Source organism: Agromyces litoreus (assembly GCF_040496015.1).
GTDB classification, from domain to species: Bacteria; Actinomycetota; Actinomycetes; order Actinomycetales; family Microbacteriaceae; genus Agromyces; species Agromyces litoreus.
The window spans coordinates 25,617-47,935 of the sequence record NZ_JBEPKA010000020.1 but is presented as its reverse complement, the minus strand read 5'-3'; the positions used below and the strand labels follow the sequence as shown (position 1 = coordinate 47,935).

General features: G+C 72.8%; 20 protein-coding genes. 2 read left to right on the top strand and 18 right to left on the bottom strand.

From position 1 onward, the window contains the following. Positions 1-2 precede the first annotated feature (2 nt). The 6 genes from ABME01_RS14005 to infC all read right to left on the bottom strand — a co-directional run bounded on the left by ABME01_RS14005 (position 3) and on the right by infC (position 4,021). Positions 3-872 carry a glutamate ABC transporter substrate-binding protein gene (locus ABME01_RS14005; RefSeq protein ID WP_353829038.1) on the bottom strand — a complete coding sequence of 290 codons (870 nt, stop codon included), beginning with the start codon at positions 870-872 and terminating at the stop codon, positions 3-5. 57 nt (positions 873-929) lie between these two features. After that, positions 930-1,715, bottom strand: a complete 786-nt coding sequence (locus ABME01_RS14000; RefSeq protein ID WP_353829037.1) for an amino acid ABC transporter ATP-binding protein — start codon at positions 1,713-1,715, stop codon at positions 930-932. Between the two features lie 89 nt (positions 1,716-1,804). Next, on the bottom strand, positions 1,805-2,605 hold the full coding sequence (locus ABME01_RS13995) for a TrmH family RNA methyltransferase (protein WP_353829036.1): 801 nt from the start codon (positions 2,603-2,605) through the stop codon (positions 1,805-1,807). Positions 2,606-2,733: 128 nt separating this feature from the next. Beyond that, positions 2,734-3,120 (bottom strand): 50S ribosomal protein L20, encoded by a 387-nt coding sequence (rplT, locus tag ABME01_RS13990; RefSeq protein ID WP_353829035.1) that lies wholly within the window; start codon positions 3,118-3,120, stop codon positions 2,734-2,736. Between the two features lie 32 nt (positions 3,121-3,152). Next, positions 3,153-3,347 (bottom strand): 50S ribosomal protein L35, encoded by a 195-nt coding sequence (rpmI, locus tag ABME01_RS13985; protein WP_353829034.1) that lies wholly within the window; start codon positions 3,345-3,347, stop codon positions 3,153-3,155. A gap of 56 nt (positions 3,348-3,403) precedes the next feature. After that, complete coding sequence (infC, locus tag ABME01_RS13980; protein WP_353829058.1) at positions 3,404-4,021, bottom strand: translation initiation factor IF-3; 618 nt, start codon at positions 4,019-4,021, stop codon at positions 3,404-3,406. Between the two features lie 319 nt (positions 4,022-4,340). Here infC and ABME01_RS13975 point away from each other — a divergent pair, with 319 nt between their 5' ends. Beyond that, on the top strand, positions 4,341-4,682 hold the full coding sequence (locus ABME01_RS13975; RefSeq protein ID WP_353829057.1) for a DUF1844 domain-containing protein: 342 nt from the start codon (positions 4,341-4,343) through the stop codon (positions 4,680-4,682). Between the two features lie 44 nt (positions 4,683-4,726). On the opposite strand, the gene ABME01_RS13970 is transcribed toward ABME01_RS13975, so the two are convergent. The 9 genes from ABME01_RS13970 to ABME01_RS13930 form a co-directional block, all read right to left on the bottom strand. Continuing rightward, entirely contained in the window at positions 4,727-5,503 is a 777-nt protein-coding gene (locus tag ABME01_RS13970) for a DNA-formamidopyrimidine glycosylase family protein (RefSeq protein WP_353829033.1), read from the bottom strand. Between the two features lies 1 nt (position 5,504). After that, complete coding sequence (locus ABME01_RS13965) at positions 5,505-10,142, bottom strand: ATP-dependent helicase (RefSeq protein WP_353829032.1); 4,638 nt, start codon at positions 10,140-10,142, stop codon at positions 5,505-5,507. A 37-nt stretch (positions 10,143-10,179) separates the two neighbouring features. Further along, positions 10,180-11,604, bottom strand: coding sequence for a pyridoxal phosphate-dependent decarboxylase family protein (locus tag ABME01_RS13960; RefSeq protein ID WP_436407438.1), 1,425 nt, complete (start codon positions 11,602-11,604; stop codon positions 10,180-10,182). Between the two features lie 120 nt (positions 11,605-11,724). After that, positions 11,725-12,510, bottom strand: coding sequence for an SseB family protein (locus ABME01_RS13955; protein WP_353829031.1), 786 nt, complete (start codon positions 12,508-12,510; stop codon positions 11,725-11,727). Continuing rightward, positions 12,494-13,240 carry a bifunctional 1-(5-phosphoribosyl)-5-((5-phosphoribosylamino)methylideneamino)imidazole-4-carboxamide isomerase/phosphoribosylanthranilate isomerase PriA gene (gene priA / locus ABME01_RS13950; RefSeq protein ID WP_353829030.1) on the bottom strand — a complete coding sequence of 249 codons (747 nt, stop codon included), beginning with the start codon at positions 13,238-13,240 and terminating at the stop codon, positions 12,494-12,496. The genes ABME01_RS13955 and priA overlap by 17 nt, the downstream gene beginning before the upstream one ends. Before the next feature lie 110 nt (positions 13,241-13,350). Next, positions 13,351-13,989 (bottom strand): imidazole glycerol phosphate synthase subunit HisH, encoded by a 639-nt coding sequence (gene hisH / locus ABME01_RS13945; RefSeq protein ID WP_353829029.1) that lies wholly within the window; start codon positions 13,987-13,989, stop codon positions 13,351-13,353. Further along, positions 13,986-14,600: an imidazoleglycerol-phosphate dehydratase HisB gene (hisB, locus tag ABME01_RS13940; protein WP_353829028.1), complete on the bottom strand. Its 615-nt coding sequence runs from the start codon at positions 14,598-14,600 to the stop codon at positions 13,986-13,988. The genes hisH and hisB overlap by 4 nt, the downstream gene beginning before the upstream one ends. 43 nt (positions 14,601-14,643) lie before the next feature. Beyond that, on the bottom strand, positions 14,644-15,738 hold the full coding sequence (locus ABME01_RS13935) for a histidinol-phosphate transaminase (RefSeq protein ID WP_353829027.1): 1,095 nt from the start codon (positions 15,736-15,738) through the stop codon (positions 14,644-14,646). Positions 15,739-15,808: 70 nt separating this feature from the next. Next, positions 15,809-16,180: a LysM peptidoglycan-binding domain-containing protein gene (locus ABME01_RS13930; protein WP_353829026.1), complete on the bottom strand. Its 372-nt coding sequence runs from the start codon at positions 16,178-16,180 to the stop codon at positions 15,809-15,811. Between the two features lie 273 nt (positions 16,181-16,453). Between ABME01_RS13930 and lexA the strand changes: the two genes are divergently transcribed. Further along, positions 16,454-17,137, top strand: coding sequence for a transcriptional repressor LexA (gene lexA, locus ABME01_RS13925; protein WP_353829055.1), 684 nt, complete (start codon positions 16,454-16,456; stop codon positions 17,135-17,137). 74 nt (positions 17,138-17,211) lie between these two features. Here the strand turns inward: lexA and metE are convergent, their stop codons facing one another. From metE to hflX, 3 genes are all read right to left on the bottom strand, one after another. Next, entirely contained in the window at positions 17,212-19,551 is a 2,340-nt protein-coding gene (metE, locus tag ABME01_RS13920; protein ID WP_353829025.1) for a 5-methyltetrahydropteroyltriglutamate--homocysteine S-methyltransferase, read from the bottom strand. Further along, complete coding sequence (locus ABME01_RS13915) at positions 19,548-20,540, bottom strand: methylenetetrahydrofolate reductase (RefSeq protein WP_353829024.1); 993 nt, start codon at positions 20,538-20,540, stop codon at positions 19,548-19,550. Before ABME01_RS13915 ends, metE begins: the two co-directional genes overlap by 4 nt. 244 nt (positions 20,541-20,784) lie before the next feature. Then, positions 20,785-22,311 carry a GTPase HflX gene (gene hflX, locus ABME01_RS13910; RefSeq protein WP_353829023.1) on the bottom strand — a complete coding sequence of 509 codons (1,527 nt, stop codon included), beginning with the start codon at positions 22,309-22,311 and terminating at the stop codon, positions 20,785-20,787. Positions 22,312-22,319: the final 8 nt, after the last annotated feature.

The window sequence follows — 22,319 nt, the reverse complement described above, 5'->3', positions numbered from 1 at the left end:
GATCAGTACCGGTCGACGGCCGGCGGGTCGCGGAACTCGAGCACCGTTCCGGCGGTGGCCTCCCACGCCGCCTCGTACGAACCGTCCTCGTAGGACTGCTCGAGGACGTCGTTGATGAACGAGCGGAAGTCGTCGTCGCCCTTCATGACGCCGATGCCGTACGGCTCCGACGTGAACGGCTCGCCGACGACCTTGAACTCGCCGGGGTTCTGGTCGACCAGGCCCGCGAGGATCACGTTGTCGGTGGAGACGGCCACGGCCTGGCCGCTGCGGAGCGGCTCGAGGCAGTTGCTGTACGTGTCGGTCTCGATGACGTCGGCGCCGAGGTCCTTGAGGTTCGCGGCCGGGGTCGAGCCCGTGACCGAGCAGACCGGCTGCCCGACGAGGTCGTCCTCGCTCATGATGTCCTCGTTGTCGGCGAGCACGAGGATCGACTGGCCGGCCTCGAAGTACGGCCCGGCGAAGTCGATGACCTGCTTGCGGTCGTCGTTGATCGTGTAGGTCGCGACGACGAAGTCCACCTGGCCGTTCTCGATGAAGGGCTCGCGGTTCGCCGACACGGTCTCGACCCATTCGATCTGGTCGGCCGAGATGCCGAGTTCGGCGGCGATGATCTTCGCGATCTCGACGTCGAAGCCGACCGGGATGCCGTCGGGCCCGACGAGGCCGAACAGCGGCTGGTCGAACTTCGTGCCGACCGTGACGGTGCCCGCCTCGGCGAGCGCGGCCATCGTCGTGCCCTCGTCGAACTCCGGGGACTCCTCGACGGTCGTGCCGCCTCCGTCACCATCACCGGAGTCGCTCGCACAGCCGGCGAACAGGAGCGCGGTCGCGGCCGCGGCCGCCACCAGGGCGATTCTGCTGCGTCTCATGTCGTGCCTCATCTCTTCTCTTCGTTCGGGTCCTTCGCCGCTCGTGGCGGCGGAGGTCTAGTGGTCCAGGATCTTCGAGAGGAAGTCCTTGGCGCGGTCGCTCTGCGGGTTGTCGAAGAACTCGCTCGGCGTGGCCTCCTCGACGATGGCGCCGTCGGCCATGAAGAGCACGCGATCGGCGGCCTTCCGGGCGAAGCCCATCTCGTGGGTGACCACGATCATGGTCATGCCCTGCTCGGCGAGGCCGACCATGACGTCGAGCACCTCGTTGATCATCTCGGGGTCGAGCGCGCTCGTGGGCTCGTCCATGAGGATGAGCTTGGGGTTCATGGCGAGCGAGCGGGCGATCGCGACGCGCTGCTGCTGGCCGCCCGAGAGCTGCGCGGGCATCTTCTTCGCCTGGTTCGCCACGCCGACGCGCTCGAGGAGCTCCATCGCCTTCGCCTCGGCGTCCTTCCGCGACATCCGCTTGACCCGGATCGGGGCGATCGTGACGTTCTCGAGGACGGTCTTGTGCGAGAACAGGTTGAACGACTGGAAGACCATGCCGACGTCGGCGCGGAGCTTCGCGAGCGCGGCGCCCTCCTCGGGCAGCACGTCGCCGTCGATGGTGATGGTGCCCGAGTCGATCGTCTCGAGCCGGTTGATCGCGCGACACAGGGTCGACTTGCCCGAACCGGACGGGCCGATGACCACGACGACCTCGCCGCGGTTCACGACCGTGTTGATGTCGTTGAGCACGTGGAGGTCGCCGAAGTACTTGTCGACGTGGTCGACGACGACGAGCGGTTCGCCGCGGCGGACCGAGATGTTCGACGTGCGTGGATCGGTATCGGCCGGCATTCCCCCAAACTAGGGCTCAGCGGGTTCCGGCGGCCACCGCCCGAGCGGGGGGTTTACCGTTTCGTGACTTCCGCCGCGACGCGCGGACGTCAGTCGCGGTGGGCGAAGGCGCTCTCGTAGAGGCACACGGACGCCGCGGTCGCGAGGTTCATCGATTCCGCGTGGCCGTAGATCGGCACCGTCACGACCCGGTCCGCGAGTTCCAGCTTGTCGTCCGGGAGTCCACGCGCCTCGTTCCCGAAGAGCCACGCCGTGGGCCGGGCGAGCACGCCGTCGCGGCGCGCCTCGAGCAGGTCCTCGCCCTTCACGTCGGCCGCGATGACGGTGAGCCCCGCCTCGCGGGCTCTCGCGAGCACGTCCTCGAGCTGCGCCCCGACGGCGACCGGCAGGTGGAAGATCGACCCGGTCGACGAGCGCACGACCTTCGGGTTGTAGAGGTCGACCGCACGTCCGGTGAAGACGACGGCATCGGCGCCCGCGGCATCGGCCGCCCGGACGATCGTCCCGGCGTTGCCGGGGTCGCGCACCTCCTCGAGGATGGCGATCAGCTTCGGCTCGGCGGCGAAGACGTCCTTCACGGCGGTCGGGAACTGGTGGCAGACGGCGACGAAGCCCTGCGGCGTGACCGTGTCGGCCATCGCCTCGAGGACCTCCTCGGTGACGTACTCGACGTCGACGCCCGCGTCGATCGCCGTGTCGCCGATGTCGGCGTAGCGTTCGAGCGCCGTCGGGGTGGCGTACAGCTCGACGAGCAGCTGGGGCCGGAAGGTCAGTGCCTCGGCGACGGCCTGCGGGCCCTCGAGGAGGAACATGCCCGTCTCCTGGCGCGCGGGCTTCTTCGCGAGCTTCGCGACGGCCCGCACTCGCGGCGACCTCGGGTTCTCCAGCACACGGCCAGCCTAGCGAGGGATGCGCGCGGCCCGCCGTCGCGCGCGCCGGGACGCCGCATCCGGCCCGGAGACGGCGAACGGCCCGGCACCACTCGGGTACCGGGCCGCCTGCGTGCTGCGAATCGCGATCAGGCCGCGTTCTTCGGAGCGTTCACGTCCTTCGGGAGCGCCTGCTTGGCACTCTCGACCAGGCCCGCGAAGGCCGCCGGCTCGTTGACCGCGAGGTCCGCGAGGATGCGACGGTCGACCTCGATGCCCGCGAGGCCGAGGCCCTGGATGAGGCGGTTGTACGTGATGCCGTTCTGGCGGGCCGCGGCGTTGATCCGCTGGATCCAGAGGCGACGGAAGTCGCCCTTCTTCTTGCGGCGGTCGTTGTACGAGTAGACGAGCGAGTGGGTGACCTGCTCCTTCGCCTTGCGGTAGAGGCGCGACCGCTGCCCGCGGTAGCCCTCGGCGCGCTCGAGGATGACCCGACGCTTCTTGTGCGCGTTGACTGCGCGCTTGACTCTAGCCATTGCTCTGTTTCTTCCTTACCGGGTCTCGTCGCTCAGCGACCGAGCAGCCTCTTGATGACCTTGGTGTCGGGCGCCGAGGCGACCTTGTCCTGGTTCAGACGACGGGTGCGCACCGAGGACTTGCCCTCGAGGTTGTGGCGCATCCCGGCCTGCTGCTTCTTGATCTTCCCGCTGCCGGTGACCTTGAAGCGCTTCTTGGACCCGGAGTGGGTCTTCTGCTTCGGCATCTCTCGTGTATCTCCTTGGTTCTGCCGCCACCGCAGTGGCGGACGCGGGTGCTGGCTCAGGCCTCGTCGGCCGTCGCCGTCTGCGGCGCGTCGTCGGCGGAGTCCGCCGCAGGACGCTGCTTGGCCGCAGCACGCTGTGCATTCGCCTCGGCCTTGGCCTCGGACTTGTTCTTCAGGGGAGCGATGACCATGACCATGTTGCGGCCGTCGATCGTCGGGTTGTGCTCGACGGTGCCGTACTCGGCGACGTCCTCCGCGAAGCGCTGGAGGAGGCGGACGCCCATCTCGGGACGCGACTGCTCGCGACCCCGGAAGAGGATCATCGCCTTGACCTTGTCGCCGGACTTCAGGAAGCCGACGGCGCGCTTCATCTTGGTCTCGTAGTCGTGCTTGTCGATCTTGAGGCGGAACCGAACCTCCTTGAGGATCGTGTTCGCCTGGTTGCGCCGGGCTTCCTTCGCCTTCTGCGCAGCCTCGTACTTGTACTTGCCGTAGTCCATGATCTTGACGACCGGCGGACGGGAGTTCGGCGCGACCTCGACGAGATCGAGGTCGGCCTCCTGCGCGAGCCGCAGTGCCACCTCGATCTTCACGACGCCGACCTGCTCTCCGCTCGGGCCCACGAGGCGGACCTCGGGGACGCGGATACGGTCATTGGTACGCGGATCGCTGATGCGTGTCTCCTCTGCTCGAACTGCTCTTCCAGCTCATCGGGAGACGGATGCCGCCCGACGACGAGAGCGGAAATCCACGCGATGACGCCCCACGGATTCTCACCGTGGGCTCATGCGGCACCCTTGCTGCTCCCCCGCCGGAGCGGGGAAGCGGAGTGCGAACGACCCGGTAACCTTGATGAAGCGGTATGCGCGGGTGGGAGTCTCTCCACTTTCGTACCGGGGACTGGCCCCGGAGCCCGCAGTAGTCTAGCAGAGGATCCCCGTGAGCGACATTTCGCCCGAGCACACGCGTGCGCCCGAGCACGACGACCCCGAGATCGGTGCCGAACAGGCCGTGGCGGACGCGACGCGCGACATCGCCGACGTGCCCGCGGTCGAGGTCATCACGACGGCCTCGGTGCACCTGATGAGCGCTGCGGCCGTGAAGGTCGGCCTCGCCGACGACCCGGCGTCGCAGGTCGACCTCGACGAGGCCCGGAAGCTGATCAACGCGCTGGCCGGCCTCATCACCGCCGGCGCTCCCGAGATCAGCGACATGCACGCACGATCGCTGCGCGACGGCCTCCGCTCACTGCAGCTCGCGTTCCGCGAGGCCTCGACCATCCCCGATGCGATCGGCCAGGGCCCGGGCGAGAAGTGGACCGGCCCCGTCACCTGACCTGAGCGCCCCAGCCCCGCGCCGCCGCTCAGGCCTGCCGCCGCTCAGGTCTGGCAGTGCGGGCACCAGGACGTCTCGCGCAGTTCGACGTCGTTGCGGCCGAACCGGCCGTGCTCGATCCGCGTGCCGCAGCGTCGGCACGGCTCCCCCGCGCGGCCGTAGACCCAGAGGCGACGGCCCGGTCGGGTGTCGCCGGTCGTCGTCCGCTCGATCCGGTCGCGGTTGGCGTGGATGACCCGGCGCGCCAGGTCGAGCGCGGGCCCGAGCTCGACCTCGCCGATCGGCCGGTCGGGGCGGATGCCCCGCAGGAAGCAGACCTCGTTGACGAGCACGTTGCCGAGGCCCGCGAGGTTGCGCTGATCGGCGAGGGCCACGATCGCGGGAACCTGGGGGGCCGCGGACAGGCGCCGGGCCGCCTCGGCGGCGTCCCAGTCCGGGCCGAGCAGGTCGGGCCCGAGGTGCGCGAGCCGCGACTCCTCCTCGGTGGCGGGGAAGACCTCGACCACGCCGAGGTCGAAGCCGACGGCCGTCGCATCCGCCGTCTCGATGATCGCGCGCGCACGGTGACCGGGACGGGGCCAGCGTCGGCCGGGATGGACCAGGCGCCACTCGCCCTCCATCTTCAGGTGCGTGTGCAGCACGCGTTCCCCGATGCGCATGAGCAGGTGCTTGCCCCTGCTGCCGACGGAGTGGATGGTGTCGCCCGCGAAGTCGACCGTGGCGTGGGCGGGCACCCGGATGTCGCTGCGCCGGACGACCGCACCCGCGAGGGCGTCGTCGAGGCGCCGGGCGGCGCGGAACACGGTGTCGCCCTCGGGCACCTCAGCTCCTCGCCTCGAAGCGCAGACCCTGCGGGGTCTCGCGGAATCCGGCGCCGCGCAACGGCACGTCGAGCACCGACCCGTAGACGCCCGCACCGTTGACGGTCTCGACGCGGAACCGCGCACCCCGGGCGCGCGCGAGGGCCTCCACCAGCGCCGATGCACCCCGGACGAGCACCTCGTCGTCGTCGGTGAACACCAGCGCCGTGCGCCCGCCGCGCTCGAGGTAGAACGCCGCGTCGCCGTCGACGATCGCGACGACCGCGCCCGCCTTCCGCGCCGGCCGATGACCGAGCTCCGCCGTCGGCTCCGGCCAGTCGAGCGCCGCGCCGAACGGGTTCGCCGGATCGGTCGCCGCGAGCGCCACCGCGGCACCCTGCGGCGCCTGCCGGAGCCGGTCGATCGCCGCGCTCGTGCCGAACTGCGCGCCGCCCTGGCCGTCGACGAAGTAGCCGCGACGGACCCGCCCGCTCTCCTCGAACCCGGCGAGCGTGCGGTACGCGAGGGCGAAGCCGCCGAGGTGGTCCTCGGCCATCACCGATCCGCGCGTGACGACGCCGTATCGCTCGAGGAGCGTCTCGCCGAGCGCGTGGGCGCGGGCGGTGGCGGCGTCGCTCGGGACGGGCAGCACCGACCAGCGCCCGGCGGCGCGGGGCGGCACGGACCGCGGCGTGCGCGCGCCCTCGGCCGCGGCTGCCGCCGACGCCAGGACGCGTCGGGACACGGATCGGCCGCGCACCCGTGCGCGGGGCGCGCTCGCCCGCGTGCGATGGGCACCGCCGCCGGTGAGCAGTCCGCGGACGGGGGCGAAGGTGTCGTTGGTCACGAGCCCGGACCACGCGAGCCGCCAGAGCGCGTCGAGCAGCGGCGCGTCCTCGGTCGCGCCCACCGCATCGGCGAGCTGCCGGAAGAAGAATGCGCCGCCCCCGCCGAGCGCTGCGAGCAGCTCGGTCTCGATCGCGTCGAGGGGCTGGTCGACCGCGGCCGGCATCGTGAGCTTCGCCGTGTCGGCCAGGTGCAGGCTCAGCCAGCCGTCGTCGCCGGCGAGCGCGCCCTGCCCGACCCAGAGCACCTCGCCCGACGCGGTGAGCTCGTCGAGGAACTCGGGGCGGTAGTCGGCGATGCGCGCGGGCAGGACGAGGGATTCCCACGCGGAGGCCGGGATCCGGACCCCCTCGAGCTGCTCGACCACGGCCGCGACGCCGTCCACGCCGCGGAGGCGTCCGCCGACGTGCTGCCAGTCGGGCAGGAACCGGGCGAACTCGCGCGGGGCGACCGGTTCCACCTCCTCGCGGAGCGCGGCGAGCGAGCGCCGCCGCAGGCGGCGGAGCACCTCGGGGTCGCACCATTCGGCGCCGCTGCCGTGCGGGAGGAATGCGCCCTCGACGAGTCGCCGCTCCCCCGCGAGCCGGGCGAGCGCGGTGTGCGCGACGGCGGCGCCGATGCCGAAGCGCTCGGCGACGGCGGTCGTGGTGAACGGCCCGCGGGTGCGCGCGAACCGTCCGACGAGGTCGCCCAGCGGATCGCGCACGGCCTCGCCGAAGACCTCCGGCAGCCCGGGCGGGATGGGCACGCCGAGCGCGTCGCGCAGGCGGCTCAGGTCCTCCACGGCGACGACCCACTCGGTGCCCGCGAACCGAACGCGGACCGCGCGACGCGCGGTCACGAGCGCCTCGACGGCTGCCGCCGGATCCGTCCCGTCGCCGACGCGGTCGGCGACCTCGGCGGCCGTGAGCGGTCCGAGTTCCCGCACGAGGTCGGCGACCCCCTCCTCGCCGCGCGCGAGCCGATCGGGATGGCGGCGCTGCAGCATCCGCTCGGTCTCCTCGACCACCGCAGGGTCGAGGAGTTCGCGCAGCTCGACGGTGCCGAGGAGCTCGGCGAGCAGTCCCGGGTCGAGCGACAGCGCGGCGGCCCGGCGTTCGGCGAGCGGGGCGTCGCCCTCGTACATGAACGCGCCGACGTACCCGAACAGCAGGCTCGCGGCGAACGGGCTGGCGGTCTCGGTCGCGACGTCGACGAAGCGCACGCGACGGCCGCGGATGCGCTCGGCGAGCGCGGCGAGCGCGGGCAGGTCGTAGACGTCCTGGAGGCATTCGCGCACGGCCTCGAGCACGATCGGGAAGTCGGGGTAGTCGCGCGCGACCTCGAGCAGCTGCGAGGCCTTCTGCCGCTGCTGCCAGAGCGGAGAGCGTCGCCCGGGGTTCTGTCGCGGCAGCAGCAGCGCCCGGGCGGCGCACTCGCGGAACCGCGAGGCGAACAGCGCCGAATCGCCGACCCGCTCGGTCGCGAGCTGGGCAAGCTCCTCCGGTTCGAACTCGAACAGCTCGCTGCCGGGCGGCTCGTCGGCGGTGTCGGGGATGCGCAGCACGATGCCGTCGTCGCTGGCGACCGCGTGCGACTCGACGCCGAGGCGCTCCTGCACCCTCGCGTCGACGGCGAGCGCCCACGGCGCATGCACGCGCATGCCGTACGGCGAGTGCAGCACCACCCGCCAGTCGCCGAGTTCGTCGCGGAAGCGCTCGACGACGAGGTGCTCGGCGTCGGGCACGATGCGCGTGGCCTCGCGCTGGTCGGCGATGAAGCGCACGAGGTTCGCGCCCGCGCGCTCGTCGAGGCCGGCGGACTCGGTCCGCGCGATCGCGGCGGATTCGTCGGCCGCCGCGATCTCGCCGATGAACGCGCCGATCGCGGCGCCGAGCTCCGCGGGCCGGCCGATGCCGTCGCCCTTCCAGAACGGCAGCCGTCCGGGCTCGCCGAACGCCGGCGAGACGAGCACGCGGTCGTGCGTGATCTCCTGGATGCGCCAGCTCGTGGCCCCGAGCGCGAAGACGTCGCCCACGCGCGACTCGTAGACCATCTCCTCGTCGAGCTCGCCGACCCGGCGGCCGGGCCCGGCGTCGCCGACCATGAAGACGCCGAACATGCCGCGGTCGGGGATGGTGCCACCGCTCGTGACGGCGAGCCGCTGCGCACCCCGCCGACCGACGATCGTGCCGGCATCCCGATCCCACACGATGCGCGGCCGGAGCTCGCCGAAGCGGTCGGACGGGTACCGACCCGCGAGCAGGTCGAGCGTCGCATCGAACGCCGAACGCGGCAGCGTGCCGAACGGCGCCGCCCGACGCACCACGTCGAACCAGTGCTCGACCTCCCACTCGTCGACCGCCGACGCGGCGACGGTCTGCTGGGCCAGCACGTCGAGCGGGTTGGCCGGGATCCGCAGCGGCTCGATCCCGCCCTCCACCATCCGCTCGGCGACGACGGCGGAGTGGAGCAGGTCGGCCCGGTGCTTGGGGAAGAGCAGTCCCTTCGAGACCTCCCCCACCTGGTGGCCCGCCCGGCCGAGGCGCTGGAGGCCGCTCGCGACCGACGGCGGCGACTCGACCTGCATCACCAGGTCGACGGCGCCCATGTCGATGCCGAGCTCGAGGCTCGACGTGGCGACCACGCACTTCAGTCGTCCGGCCTTGAGGGCGGCCTCGACGTCGGCCCGCTCCTCCTTGCTCACCGAGCCGTGGTGGCTGCGCGCGATCACCGGCTCGGCGCCGGAGGTGATGCCGGAGGCGCCGGGCAGTTCGGCGGGCGGCCGGCGCAGGACGGCCGTGCCCGTGCGGGTCGGCGCCTCGGCACCGCCGTCGGCGGGCGCGACGATCGCGTCGGAGGGCGGGGGCTCCGCGTCGCCCGGGTCGTCCGACCCGTCGTCGGGCGGGGCGTTGCGTTCGGCCCACAACTCGTTCAGCCGGGCCGTCAGCCGCTCGGCGAGCCGGCGCGAGTTCGCGAACACGATGGTCGAGCGATGCGCCAGCACCTGGTCGAGGATCGCCTCCTCGACGTGCGGCCAGACCGATCCGCCCGTCTCGCCGGAGAGGTCGCCGAGGTCGTCGACCGGGACCGTGACGCGGAGGTCGAAGCGCTTCCCGGACGGCGGGGCGACGATCGAGACCGGGCGGGTGCCGGCCAGGAACCGCGCCACCTCCTCATGCGGCCGCACGGTCGCCGAGAGGCCGATCCGCTGCGCGGGCGCGCTCGTGAGCTCGTCGAGGCGCTCGAGCGAGAGCGCGAGGTGCGCCCCGCGCTTGGTCCCCGCCAGGGCGTGGATCTCGTCGACGATCACGGTGTCGACGCCGGTGAGCGTCTCGCGCGCCTGCGAGGTCAGCATGAGGAACAGCGACTCGGGGGTCGTGATGAGGATGTCGGGCGGCCGCGAGACGAGGGCACGCCGATCCGCGGGCGAGGTGTCGCCCGAACGCACGCCCACCGAGACCTCCGGCACCTCGACGCCGAGCGCCGCCGCCGTGCGGGCGATCCCGACGAGCGGCGCCCGGAGGTTGCGCTCGACATCGACGCCGAGCGCCTTGAGCGGCGAGAGGTAGACGACCCGGGTGCGTCGGGGAGGCCGCGCGGCCACCTCGCCCGTCGCCGCGTCGACCCGGGGATCGGGCTCGTGGTGCAGCCGGTCGATCGCGGAGAGGAACGCCGCGAGCGTCTTGCCCGACCCGGTCGGCGCCACCACGAGCGCGTGCTCGCCCGCGGCGATGGCACGCCACGCGGCATCCTGCACGGGCGTGGGCTCATGGAAGGACTCGGTGAACCATGCGCGCGTCGCGGGCGCGAACGAGTCCAATGCCCCGGTCATCCCTCCATTCAACCGGATGCCGCCGACACGGCGGCCGTCACCGGGCTCCCCAGCGCAGCTCCCCCAGCACCCGCGCGACGGCGTCGACCGTGCGCCGCGCCTGCGCGGCGTCCGTGCCCCAGTTGCTGACCGAGAACCGCACGACGGCCCGGTCGTGCCAGCGCGAGGTCATCGCGAGCACCTCGCCGTCCTCCCAGAGCGCCGCGCTCAGCGCCTCGGTCGCGGCATCGTCCTCGAGGGCGACGCACACCTGCGTGAAGACGACCTCGTTCAGCACCTCGACGCCCGGCAGCTCGGCGAGGCCGTCGGCGATGATCCGCGCCGAGCCGGCGAGCCGGTCGATGAGCGCCGCGAGGCCGGCACGACCGAGATGCCGCAGCACGGCCCAGGTCGGGATTCCGCGGGCCCGGCGCGAGAGCTCGGCGACCTTCTCGTGCGGGTCCGCACCGACCGACGTGGCCTGCAGGTAGCTCGCGTGCATGCTCAGCGCGCGCCGCATCGCCGCAGCGTCCCGGACGATCGCGATGCCGCAGTCGTACGGCACGCTGAGCGTCTTGTGCGCATCGGTCGACCACGAGTCCGCATCCGCCAGGCCGGGCGTCAGATGACGGAGGCGAGGAGACGCGGCGGCCCACAGGCCGAACGCGCCGTCGACGTGCACCCACGCGCCGGCCGCGTGCGCCACCCGGCACGCCTCGGCGAACGGGTCGAACGCCCCCGAGTGGATGTTCCCCGCCTGCAGGGCCACGATGACCGGGCCCTCGCTTCGCGCGAGCTCCTCGGCGAGCGCGGCGACGTCGATCCGGCCCTGGTCATCCGAGGCGACCACGGCGGGCGCCCCGAGTCCGGCGTACCGCGCGGCGAGATCCATCGTTCCGTGGCGCTCCTCTCCCGCGATCCATCGGATGCGCGGCCCGCCGGCCAGCCCGTGCTCCTCGACGTCCCAACCGGCACGTCGGAGCACCTCGTCTCGCGCGGCCGCGAGGCAGGCGAACTGGGCCATCGTGGCGCCGGTGGCGAACCCGACGTCGCTCTCGGCGGGCAGGCCGAGCAGGTCGAGGATCCACTCGCCGGCGACCTCCTCGACCGCGGCGGCGGCTGGGGTGATGAGGCGGAGCCCGGCGTTCTGGTCCCACGCCGAGACGAGCCAGTCGGCCGCGAGCGCCACCGGCTGCGTCCCGCCGATCACCCATCCGTAGAAGCGCGGCGAACCGATGGCGATGAGGCCGGGCTCGGTCTTGCCTGCCAGCCGGGCGATCACCGCGTCGGCGGCCTCACCGCCCTCGGGAAGCTCACGACCGAGTGCGTCCGCCACCTCGTCGACGTTCGCGCGAGGCGGGATCGGGCGTTCCGGCAGGCTGCGCAGCCACTCCGCGGCGGACCGGTGCGCCTGCTCCATCAGCTCGTCGTCGTAGGTCGCGGACCTGACCGTACCGAGGGCCTCGTCGGGTGTCTCGGGCATCGCTCCACCTGCCTCCGGCGCATCGACGCGCGCACTGCGATCCTGCACCCGTCGCTCGACGAGCGTCAACGGACGGAGGTCCCCACCGGCAGGGCGGGCATCGACGCCGAGGAGTACGGCTCAGGCCGCGGGATCCCCCGCGACGAGCTTGACCGCGAGCGAGTCGACTCCGGTGGCGATCGCGTCGTCCGCCGCCCAGCGCCGTGCGAGCCGAGCGGTCGTCGCGTCGAGCTCCTCGCGGGTGAGGCCGGCCACGAGGCGCAGCCGGACGACGAGCTCGGGACCGCGAAGGCGCGCGTCGGGGTCGCCGGGTTCGAGGTCGACGCCGAGCACCGCGAGCTCACCGCCGATCGAGCGCTCGAACGCCTCACGCACCGCGTCGGACTCGAACGGGGGCCGCCACGCCCGCTGCTGCGCCACCGCCCAGACGGCCGGCCGCCGCAGGACGAACTCGCTCGACGAGCCGGGGTCGAGCACGACGAGCTCCGTGCCGTCGTCGGCCGCCGCCAGGGCGACGCGCACGCCGTCCGCGGGCACGGGCCGCGCGGCCGGGTTCCATGCCGACATCGACTCGACCGAGCCGAAGACGGGGAGCACGCGCCGCCCGTCCGGGCCCTCGACGGTCACGATCGAGAGCTCCTGGCTCTTGTCCACGGCATGGCCGTGCGCGCCGACCTCGGTGCCGCCGTCGCCGAGCTCGGCGAGCAGCGGGATCAGCAGGCGCGAGGAACCGAACGCCGCGACCACGTCGGCCGGGCCCCCATCGCCCGAACGGAACCGGGCGAGGGCGGCGCCGAGCACCTCGGGCATGCGCCCGTCGTCGGCCGCGTGCGGGTTCGACTGGAACGACCGGCCCGCCCACGGGCGGCCCGCCGAGTCGGCCCCGGGATCAGTGGGATGCGACATCCAGCGCCTCGGGCAGCGTGAACGCACCCGCGTAGAGGGCCTTGCCGATGATGGCGCCCTCGAGGCCGTGCGGCACGAGCTGGCGGAGCGCCGCGACGTCGTCGAGGCTCGAGACGCCGCCGGAGGCGATGACCGGGCGCCGCGTGCGATCCATGATGCGCTGGAGCAGCTCGACGTTCGGCCCCTGCAGCGTGCCGTCCTTCGTGACGTCGGTGACGACGTACCGTGCCGCACCGGCGTCCTCGAGGCGATCCATGACCTGCCAGAGGTCGCCGCCGTCCTTCGTCCAGCCACGTGCGGCGAGCGTGGTGCCGCGGACGTCGAGGCCGATCGCGATGGCCTCGCCGTACTGCGCGATGACCGACGCGGCCCACTCGGGGTTCTCGAGGGCGGCGGTGCCGAGGTTGATGCGCTTCGCGCCGATCTCGAGGGCGTTCTCGAGCGAGCGGTCGTCGCGGATGCCGCCGGAGAGTTCCACGTTCACACCGCGGACCTGGCGGATGACCTTCTTCAGCACGCCGGCGTTCGAACCTCGACCGAACGCCGCGTCGAGGTCCACGAGGTGGATCCACTCGGCGCCCTGCTCGGCCCAGTCGCCCGCCGCGTCGACGGGGTCGCCGTAGTTCGTCTCGGTGCCCGCCTCGCCCTGCGTCAGGCGGACCGCCTTGCCGCCCGCCACGTCGACTGCGGGAAGCAGCACCAGGCGGGGGGTCTTGCTGAACTCACTCATCACTGTCCTCGGATCGGATGCCGCTCGGTCGCGGCCTCGGCACAGTCACAGAATCCTAGTCCGCACCCGAGTGCCGATGACGAATCGGGGATCACGCCGGCCACCGCCGCTCAGCCGAGCGAGCCGATCCAGTTCGCCAGCAGCCGGATTCCGGCCTCTCCGGACTTCTCGGGGTGGAACTGCGTCGCCGACAACGGGCCGTTCTCCACCGCGGCGAGGAAGCGGCCGCCGTGTTCGGACCACGTCAGCCGGGGCTGCGGGAACGGCGGGATGACGTCGAGGTGCCAGTCCTGGGCGGCGTAGGAGTGCACGAAGTAGAACCGCTCGTCGTCGAGTCCGTCGAACAGCACGGAACCGGGGTCGGGTCGCACCGTGTTCCAGCCCATGTGCGGCAGCACGTCGCTCGGCAACTCGGTGACGACGCCGGGCCACTCGCCGAGGCCCTCGGTGTCGACGCCGCGCTCGACGCCGCGCTCGAACATCACCTGCATGCCCACGCAGATGCCGAGCACCGGGCGACCGCCTGCGAGGCGTCGGTCGATGAGCTCGTCGCCACGCACGGCGCGCAGGCCGGCCATGACCGCGGCGAACGCGCCGACGCCGGGCACCACGAGCCCGTCGGCCTCCATCACCGCCTGACGGCTCGCGGTCAGCTCGACCTCGGCTCCCGCCCGTTCCAGCGCCTTCACCGCCGAGTGCACGTTGCCGGATCCGTAGTCGAGCACGGCCACGCGGGTCGCGCCGCTCACAGCGCTCCCTTCGTGGAGGGGATGCCGGTCACGAGCGGGTCGAACGCCTTGGCCTGGCGGAAGGCGCGTGCGAACGCCTTGAACTCGGCCTCGGCGATGTGGTGCGGGTCGCGTCCGCCGCGCACGTCGACGTGGACCGTCATCCCCGAGTTGAAGGCGATCGCCTCGAAGACGTGGCGCACCATCGATCCGGTGAAGTGACCGCCGATGAGGTGGAATTCGAAGCCCGCGGGCTCACCGGTGTGCACGAGGTACGGCCGCCCGGAGATGTCGACCACGGCCTGCGCGAGCGCCTCGTCGAGCGGCACGAGCGCGTCGCCGTACCGGGAGATGCCGCGTTTGTCGCCGAGCGCCTGGCGGATCGCGGTGCCGAGCACGATGCCGACGTCCTCGACGGTGTGGTGCACGTCGATCTCGATGTCGCCGGAGGCGCGGACCCGGAGGTCGGTCAGCGAGTGCTTCGCGAACGCCGTCAGCAGGTGGTCGTAGAACGGCACGCTCGTCTCGATGTCGCTCGCGCCGGTTCCGTCGAGGTCGATCGAGAGGTCGATGCTCGATTCGCTGGTCTCGCGCTGCACGCGCGCGGTGCGATCGGGGCGGTCGGTGCTCATGCCGTCATCCTATTCGCGCGGTCGTCGTGGGGCCCGGGGCCGGTCACGGGGCCGCCGTCGCCCCGGGCGCGAACGCGGCCATCGCCTCGAGGAACGCCGTGGTCTCGGCCTCGGTGCCGGCGGTCACGCGGAGGCATCCGGGCAGTCCGATCTCCCGGATCAGGATGCCGCGCTCGAGCAGCGCCGTGAAGACCGCATGCGGGTCGGCGACGCCGCCGAAGAGGACGAAGTTCGCACCGCTGCGGTACGGGCGGTACCCCATGGCGGTGAGCTCCAGCGAGATGCGGTCGCGCTGCCCGCGGATCTCGTCGACCATCGCGAGCATCTCGTCGGCGTGCGCGAGGGCCCCGAGCGCGGCCGCCTGGGTGAGCGCGGAGAGGTGGTACGGCAGCCGCACGAGCCGGAGGGCGTCGATGGCCGCCGGATCGCCGGCGAGGTAGCCGACGCGCGCCCCGGCGAACGCGAACGCCTTGCTCATCGTGCGCGAGACGAGCAGCCGGGGCCGACCCTCGAGCAGCGTCAGCGCGCTCGCTTCGCCCGGGTCGGCGAACTCCTGGTACGCCTCGTCGACCACCACGACGCCGCGCGCGGCGTCGGCCACCGCGGCGATCGTCTCGAGCGACAGCGGCGTGCCGGTCGGGTTGTTCGGCGAGCACAGGAGCACCACGTCGGGGTCGTTCGCCTCGATCGCGGCGACCGCGGTCGACGGGGAGAGCTCGAAGTCGGCGTCGCGCTCCGCCGCGATCCAGCCGGTGCCGGTGCCCGAGGCGAGCAGGCCGTACATCGAGTAGGTCGGGCCGAAGCCGAGCGCCGTGCGTCCGGGCCCGCCGAAGGCCTGCAGGATGTGCTGCAGCACCTCGTTGGATCCGTTCGCGGCCCACAGCCGATCGGCCGCGAGACCGTGCCCCAGGTAGTCGGCCAGCACCCTCCGGAGTTCGGTGAACTCGCGGTCGGGGTAGCGGTTGAGGCCGATGATGGCCGCGGCGACCCGGGCCACGATGTCGTGGGCGACGTCCTCCGGGATCGGATGGGTGTTCTCGTTGACGTTGAGCGCGACCGGGACGTGCTGCTGCGGAGCGCCGTAGGGCGTCTTCCCGCGGAGGTCGTCGCGAATGGGGAGGTCGTCGAGACTCGTCACCGATCAATGCTATCCGCGGTGCCACCCGTGTTGCGGCGTCGTCCGGGACGCCGACCGGGCGGCGAGGCGCCTACTCGGCGGCGGGGAGCACGAGCTCCTGGCCGGGCTGCACGACTGCATCGCGGAGGCCGTTCAGTCGCATGATCTCGTAGATCACGTCGCGCGGATCGGCGGTCGGCGCGACCGCCTCGGCGATGCCCCAGAGCGTGTCGCCGGCCCCGACGACGACGGTCTCGAACGCCACCGCGGCTCGCCCGTCGTCGACGCCGGCGACGGCGCCACCCGAGGAGAGCGCCCCGACGAGCACGCCCGCGATGATCGGGAGCGCGGCGAGCGCGGTGAAGACGACTCGACCGCGCCGGGTGAGCCTGAGACGCGTCTTCGCCACCACGCGGCCGAAGCCGGGCATGGTCGGCGTCGCGCCGACGGTTCCGATCACCATTGCACTCATTCCGCACCTCCCGGGTCCAGCCACGCATCCGACCCTCGGCCGGGAGGGCCGGATGCGAAGCTGTGTTCCGAATATATCTTCGAACATTCGAGGCTGCAAGCACCGGAAGGTGGGATTTCCGGCTCCTGATCCGCGACACACTCGAACGGATGTTTGTCGCGCGCGTGCGAGGCGGATACAGTTTCGAATGTTCCGACGACAGTCGAACACCGACCACCGACACGCGGGCCGAGGCGGTCCCGACGAGAGGCGAGGCACGTGAGCATCGACACCGACCAGGCACGCGGCGCGGGCGGGCGGTCTCGTCGGCGCAAGACCCTCAGCCCGAAGCAGCTCTCGATCCTCGAGGTCATCCGCGCCTCCGTCGCCGAACGCGGCTACCCGCCGAGCATGCGCGAGATCGGCGACGCGGTCGGGCTGTCCTCGCTCTCGAGCGTCACCCACCAGCTCAACCAGCTCGAGCTCGCGGGGTACCTCCGACGCGACCCGAACCGCCCCCGCGCGCTCGAGATCCTGATCGACGTCCCGGGCTCCGAGAGCCGACCCGCCGCATCCGAGCCCGCACCCGTCGGCGACGCCGCCATGGTGCCGATGGTCGGGCGCATCGCGGCGGGCGTCCCGATCACCGCCGAGCAGCAGATCGACGAGGTGTTCCCCCTCCCCCGCCAGCTCGTCGGCAAGGGCGAGCTCTTCATCCTGAAGGTCGTCGGCGACTCGATGATCGACGCCGCGATCTGCGACGGCGACTGGGTCGTCGTCCGTGCGCAGAAGACGGCGGAGAACGGCGAGATCGTGGCGGCGATGCTCGACGGCGAGGCGACCGTGAAGGTCTTCCGCCAGCGCGACGGCCACACCTGGCTGCTCCCCCGCAACTCGGCGTTCGAGCCGATCCTCGGCGACGAGTCCGAGGTCCTCGGCAAGGTCGTCGCCGTGCTCCGCACCGTCTAGGCGCCGGCCCGCCGTCGACGGCGCGGGGGCGGATGCCGCAGGCTCGCGCTCGTGGCATCCGCCCCGCGCCGGGGTCAGGCGGCCGGGACCGCGACGGCCTCGCGCACCGACCTCGTCGCCTCGACGATGTTCGCCAGCGACGCCACCGTCTCGTCGTACCCGCGCGTCTTGAGCCCGCAGTCCGGGTTGACCCACAGGCGGCCGGCCGGCACCCCGTCCACCGCGCGCTCGAGGAGCGCGCGCACCTCGTCGACGCTCGGCACTCGCGGCGAGTGGATGTCGTAGACGCCCGGGCCGACGCCGTGGTCGAACCCGCTCGCGGCGAGGTCGCCGACCACCTCCATGCGGCTGCGCGCCGCCTCGATCGAGGTGACGTCGGCGTCGAGGGCGCGGATCGCGTCGATGACCACGCCGAACTCGGAGTAGCAGAGGTGCGTGTGCACCTGCGTGGCCGTCGCCGCGCCCCCGGTCGCGAGGCGGAACGCGCCGACCGACCAGTCGAGGTACGCGGGCTGGTCGGCGCGCTTCAGCGGCAGCAGCTCGCGCAGCGCGGGCTCGTCGACCTGGATGACGCGGATGCCGGCCCGCTCGAGGTCGCCGATCTCGTCGCGCAGCGCGAGTGCGACCTGCCGGGCCGTGTCGCCGAGCGCCTGGTCGTCGCGCACGAACGACCAGGCGAGGATCGTGACCGGCCCAGTGAGCATGCCCTTGACCGGCTTCTCCGAGAGCGACTGCGCGTAGGTCGACCACTCGACCGTCATCGGCGCCGGTCGGGAGACGTCGCCCCAGAGGATCGACGGACGAGTGCACCGCGAGCCGTAGGACTGCACCCAGCCGTGCTCGGTCACCGCGAACCCGTCGAGCAGTTCGGCGAAGTACTGCACCATGTCGTTGCGCTCGGGCTCGCCGTGCACGAGCACGTCGAGGCCGAGGTCCTCCTGCAGGCGGATGACGCGGGCGATCTCCTCGCGCATGAGCTCGCGGTACCCGGCCGCGTCGAGCTCGCCGCGGACCAGTCGAGCACGGGCGCGACGGATCTCGGCGGTCTGCGGGAACGAGCCGATCGTCGTGGTCGGCAGCGCCGGGAGGGCGAGGTCCTCCTGCGCGGCGACGCGGTCGTCGTAGGCGGGGCGCGCGAAGGCCGACGCGTCGAGCGCGCCGAGGCGCTCGCGCACCGCCGGCACCCGGACGCCGGGCGCTGCCGCGCGGTCGGCGAGCGACGCGGACGCCGCGTCGAGTTCCGCGACGATCGCGTCCCGGCCGTCGGCGAGCCCGCGTGCGAGCACGGCGACCTGCGTCACCTTCTGGTCGGCGAACGCCAGCCATCCCGCCAGGCGGGCGTCGAGGGCCGTCTCGTCCTCGACGTCGTGGGGGACGTGGAGGAGCGAGGTCGACGTCGACACCGCCACCGCTCCGGTGACGGAGCGCAGCGCCTCCGCGCGCTCGAACGCCTGCGCGAGGTCGCCGCGCCAGATGTTGTGGCCGTCGATCACGCCGGCCACGAGCACCTTCGCGGCGAGCGCCTCCTCGGTCACCGGGTCGAGCTGCTCCGGGCGTCCGCCGCGGACGAGGTCGAGTCCCAGCGCCTCGACCGGGGTGGCGGCGAGCACCGGCAGCGCGTCGCCGAGGGAGGCGTACGGGGCGGCCACGAAGAGCGCCGGCCGGTCCTCGGCTCCGCCGAGCGCGTCGTACGCCGCCGAGGTCGCTTCGAGCACGCGGTCGCGCGGCTCGTCGAGGCTCTCGCTCACGAGTCCGGGCTCGTCCAACTGCACCCACTCGGCACCCGCGTCACGGAGCTCGGCGAGGATCGCGCGATACACGGGCACGAGGTCGGCGAGCCGGTCGAGCGGGCGGAACCCGTCGGGTGCGCCGTCCGCTGCCTTCGACAGCAGGAGCAGCGTGACGGGGCCGACCAGCACCGGTCGGGTCGTGAACCCCGCCTCGCGGGCCTCCCGCACCTGCGCGACGAGCGCGTCGGCGTGCGCCTCGAACGCGGTCTCCGGGCCGATCTCGGGCACGAGGTAGTGGTAGTTGGAGTCGAACCACTTGGTCATCTCGAGCGGCGCGTCCACGCCCTCGCCGCGCGCCACCGTGAAGTAGCCCGCGAGATCCAGTCGCCCGTCGGCGTCGAGCAGTCGAGCGAACCGGCTCGGCACGGCGCCGACCGCGACGGCGGCGTCGAGGACCTGGTCGTAGTACGAGAAGCTCTCCGGGATGGCCGAGTCGCCGCGGCCGAGGCCGAGGCCGGCCAGGCGCTCGCGCGTCGCGGCGCGGAGCTCCGCGGCGGTCCGCTCGAGCTCCGCGGCGTCGATCCGACCGGCCCAGAACGCCTCGACGGCGCGCTTGAGCTCGCGTCGCCGGCCGATGCGCGGGTAGCCGAGGATCGTTCCGGTGGGGAATGCGGGTGCGGTCATCGTTCTCTCGTGTTCCTCTCGGTGCCCGCGTGGGCGGGGGTGGTGGCGAGGCCCAGCCGGTGCAGGGCGGCGAGCACGGCCTCATGGCGGTTGAAGGTGTAGAGGTGCAGGCCCGGGGCGCCGCCGTCGAGGACGTCGCTCGCGAGGCGCGCGGCATGGTCGACGCCGAGTTCGAACTGCGCATCGGCGTCGGGCTCGATCTCGAGGTCGATCGCGAGGCCGGAGGGCGCCGGCACGCCGGTCAGCTGCTCGAGCCGCGCGAGGCGGGCGGGCGTGGTCACCGGCATGATGCCGGGCAGGATCGGGATGGTCACGCCGCCGGCACGCGCCCGCTCGACGAACCCGAGGTAGTCGTCGGCGTGCCAGAAGAGCTGCGTGATCGCGAGGTTCGCGCCCGCCACCTCCTTCGCGAGCAGCACGTCGACGTCCTGGCTCGACCCGCGCGAACGCGGGTGGCCCGAGGGGAAGGCCGCGACCGCGACGCGCTCCGGCCGCGGTCGCTCGCGGATGGCGGTCACGCCCGGCATCCCCGGGATGCGGGACTGGCCGAACGGCTCGCGCTCCTCCTGCACCCGGTGGATGAGCTGGACCAGCTCCGCCGCGCTGTGCAGGTCGCCGATGGCGTCGGCCGCATCCTCGACACCCGCCGGCGGGTCGCCGCGCAGGGCGAGGAAGCTCGTGACCCCGGCGTCCAGGAACTCGCGCACGAGGCGGTTCGCCTCGGCGTGGCTCGATCCGACGCAGGTCAGGTGCGCCATCGGCTCGACGCGCGTGTGCTCGAGCATGTAGCGCAGCACCGTCAGCGATCGGTCACGGCTGGAGCCGCCCGCACCGAAGGTCACGGAGATGAACGCCGGGTCGACCTCGGCGAGGCGGTCGATGGTCCGGCCGAGCGCGATCGCCGCGGCATCCGACCGCGGCGGGAACAGCTCGAACGAGATCGGCGGCCTCGGCCGGTCGACCGCGCCGTCGGGCTCCGTTCCGGTCATGTCGCTCCAGGTGGCGGGCCGGACCGGTCGGTCGGGTCACGGCACGCCGCGCCCGGCCGGCCGTCACGGCTGGCGGGTCTCGCGGGCGGGTGCCGGGCTCGGCGGTCGCTCCTCGACGGGCGGCATCCGGCCGCTCGCCACGATCAGGTGCGACGATACGCCGGGTCCCGCAGGACGGACCCGGTTGTTACGACGAGTGACTCGGGAGCCGGTGCGGGGCGGCCCGTGGCGCCGAGGGGGACGGCTACGCGGCCGCGACGGCGCGGAACGGCTCGAGCTGCGCGGCCTGCTCCGGCGATGCGAGCGCCCGGATCCGGGTGCCGTCCTCGACGTACTCGATGGAGAGCACGCGACCGGTCTCGTGCAGCGCGGAGACGATGTCGCCGCGGTCGTACGGCACCAGCAGGTCGACCTCGACCGCGGGGTCGGGCAGCATCCGCGCGATCGCGGCGAGCACCTCGGCGACGCCCTCACCGGTCCGCGCGGAGGCGAACACCGCGCCGGGCTCCAGTCCCTGGAGCACCAGGCGGTCCTCGGGCGTGATGAGGTCGGCCTTGTTGAAGACGACGAGCTCGGGGAGCTCGCGCGCGCCGACCTCGCCGATGACGTCTCGCACCGTCGCGATCTGCTGCGCGGGGTCCGGATGCGCCGCGTCGACGACGTGCACGATGAGGTCGGAATCCGCGACCTCCTCCAGCGTCGAGCGGAACGCCTCGACGAGCTGGTGCGGCAGGTTCCGCACGAACCCGACGGTGTCGGCGATCGTGTAGACCCGGCCGTCGGCGGTCGTGTTCCGCCGGACGGTGGCATCGAGGGTGGCGAACAGGGCGTTCTCGACGAGCACGCCGGCGCCCGTGATCCGGTTGAGCAGGCTGGACTTGCCCGCGTTCGTGTAGCCCGCGATGGCGACCGACGGCACCGCGTTGCGCTTGCGGTTCGCCCGCTTGGCCTCGCGCGCGGGCTTCATGCCGGCGATCTGGCGGCGGAGCTTCGCCATCCGCGAGTGGATGCGACGCCGGTCCAGCTCGATCTTCGTCTCACCGGGGCCGCGGGAGCCCATGCCCGCACCGGCCCCGCCGACCTGGCCGCCGGCCTGTCGGGACATCGACTCGCCCCACCCGCGCAGGCGGGGCAGGAGGTACTCGAGCTGCGCCAGTTCGACCTGGGCCTTGCCCTCGCGGCTCTTGGCGTGCTGGCTGAAGATGTCGAGGATGACGGCCGTGCGGTCGATGACCTTGACCTTGACGGCGTCCTCCAGCGCACGACGCTGGCTCGGCGCGAGCTCGGTGTCGGCCACGACCGTATCGGCGCCGAGCGAGGCGACGAGGTGTCGCAGCTCCTCGGTCTTGCCGCGCCCGAGGTAGGTCGAGGGGTCGGGGTGCGGGCGGCGCTGGAGCACGCCGTCGAGTACGCGCGCGCCGGCGGTCTCGGCGAGCGCCGCGAGCTCGCGCATCGAGTTCTCGGCGTCGTCGAGCGACCGCTGCGCGTAGACGCCGATGAGGACGACGTTCTCGAGGCGCAGCTGTCGGTACTCGACCTCGGTGACGTCCTCGAGCTCGGTCGACAGGCCGCCGACGCGGCGGAGCGCGGCGCGCTCCTCGCGGTCGTACTGCTCGCCGTCGGTGCCGTCGCCGTCGGTCGAGCGGAACGCGTCGCGCTGGATCGAGGTGGCGCCCGAGGCACCGAAGCGGGAGACGCCGGCACTCGCGTCGGCGCTGCGCAGCACGCGCGCGATCGCGTCGTCGTGGGTGTCGAATTCGGCGTCGTTCATCCGCTCAA

What these genes read in the sequence shown, in the direction of transcription:
- ABME01_RS14000 (WP_353829037.1), bottom strand. Translation starts at nt 1,715, where the DNA reads ATGCCGGCCGATACCGATCCACGCACGTCGAACATCTCGGTCCGCCGC.
- metE (WP_353829025.1), bottom strand. Translation starts at nt 19,551, where the DNA reads ATGACCGCACCCGCATTCCCCACCGGAACGATCCTCGGCTACCCGCGC.
- ABME01_RS13955 (WP_353829031.1), bottom strand. Translation starts at nt 12,510, where the DNA reads ATGTCGCATCCCACTGATCCCGGGGCCGACTCGGCGGGCCGCCCGTGG.
- priA (WP_353829030.1), bottom strand. Translation starts at nt 13,240, where the DNA reads ATGAGTGAGTTCAGCAAGACCCCCCGCCTGGTGCTGCTTCCCGCAGTC.
- rpmI (WP_353829034.1), bottom strand. Translation starts at nt 3,347, where the DNA reads ATGCCGAAGCAGAAGACCCACTCCGGGTCCAAGAAGCGCTTCAAGGTC.
- ABME01_RS13915 (WP_353829024.1), bottom strand. Translation starts at nt 20,540, where the DNA reads ATGACCGGAACGGAGCCCGACGGCGCGGTCGACCGGCCGAGGCCGCCG.
- ABME01_RS13930 (WP_353829026.1), bottom strand. Translation starts at nt 16,180, where the DNA reads ATGGTGATCGGAACCGTCGGCGCGACGCCGACCATGCCCGGCTTCGGC.
- ABME01_RS13965 (WP_353829032.1), bottom strand. Translation starts at nt 10,142, where the DNA reads ATGACCGGGGCATTGGACTCGTTCGCGCCCGCGACGCGCGCATGGTTC.
- hisB (WP_353829028.1), bottom strand. Translation starts at nt 14,600, where the DNA reads ATGAGCACCGACCGCCCCGATCGCACCGCGCGCGTGCAGCGCGAGACC.
- hflX (WP_353829023.1), bottom strand. Translation starts at nt 22,311, where the DNA reads ATGAACGACGCCGAATTCGACACCCACGACGACGCGATCGCGCGCGTG.
- rplT (WP_353829035.1), bottom strand. Translation starts at nt 3,120, where the DNA reads ATGGCTAGAGTCAAGCGCGCAGTCAACGCGCACAAGAAGCGTCGGGTC.
- ABME01_RS14005 (WP_353829038.1), bottom strand. Translation starts at nt 872, where the DNA reads ATGAGACGCAGCAGAATCGCCCTGGTGGCGGCCGCGGCCGCGACCGCG.
- ABME01_RS13960 (WP_436407438.1), bottom strand. Translation starts at nt 11,604, where the DNA reads ATGCCCGAGACACCCGACGAGGCCCTCGGTACGGTCAGGTCCGCGACC.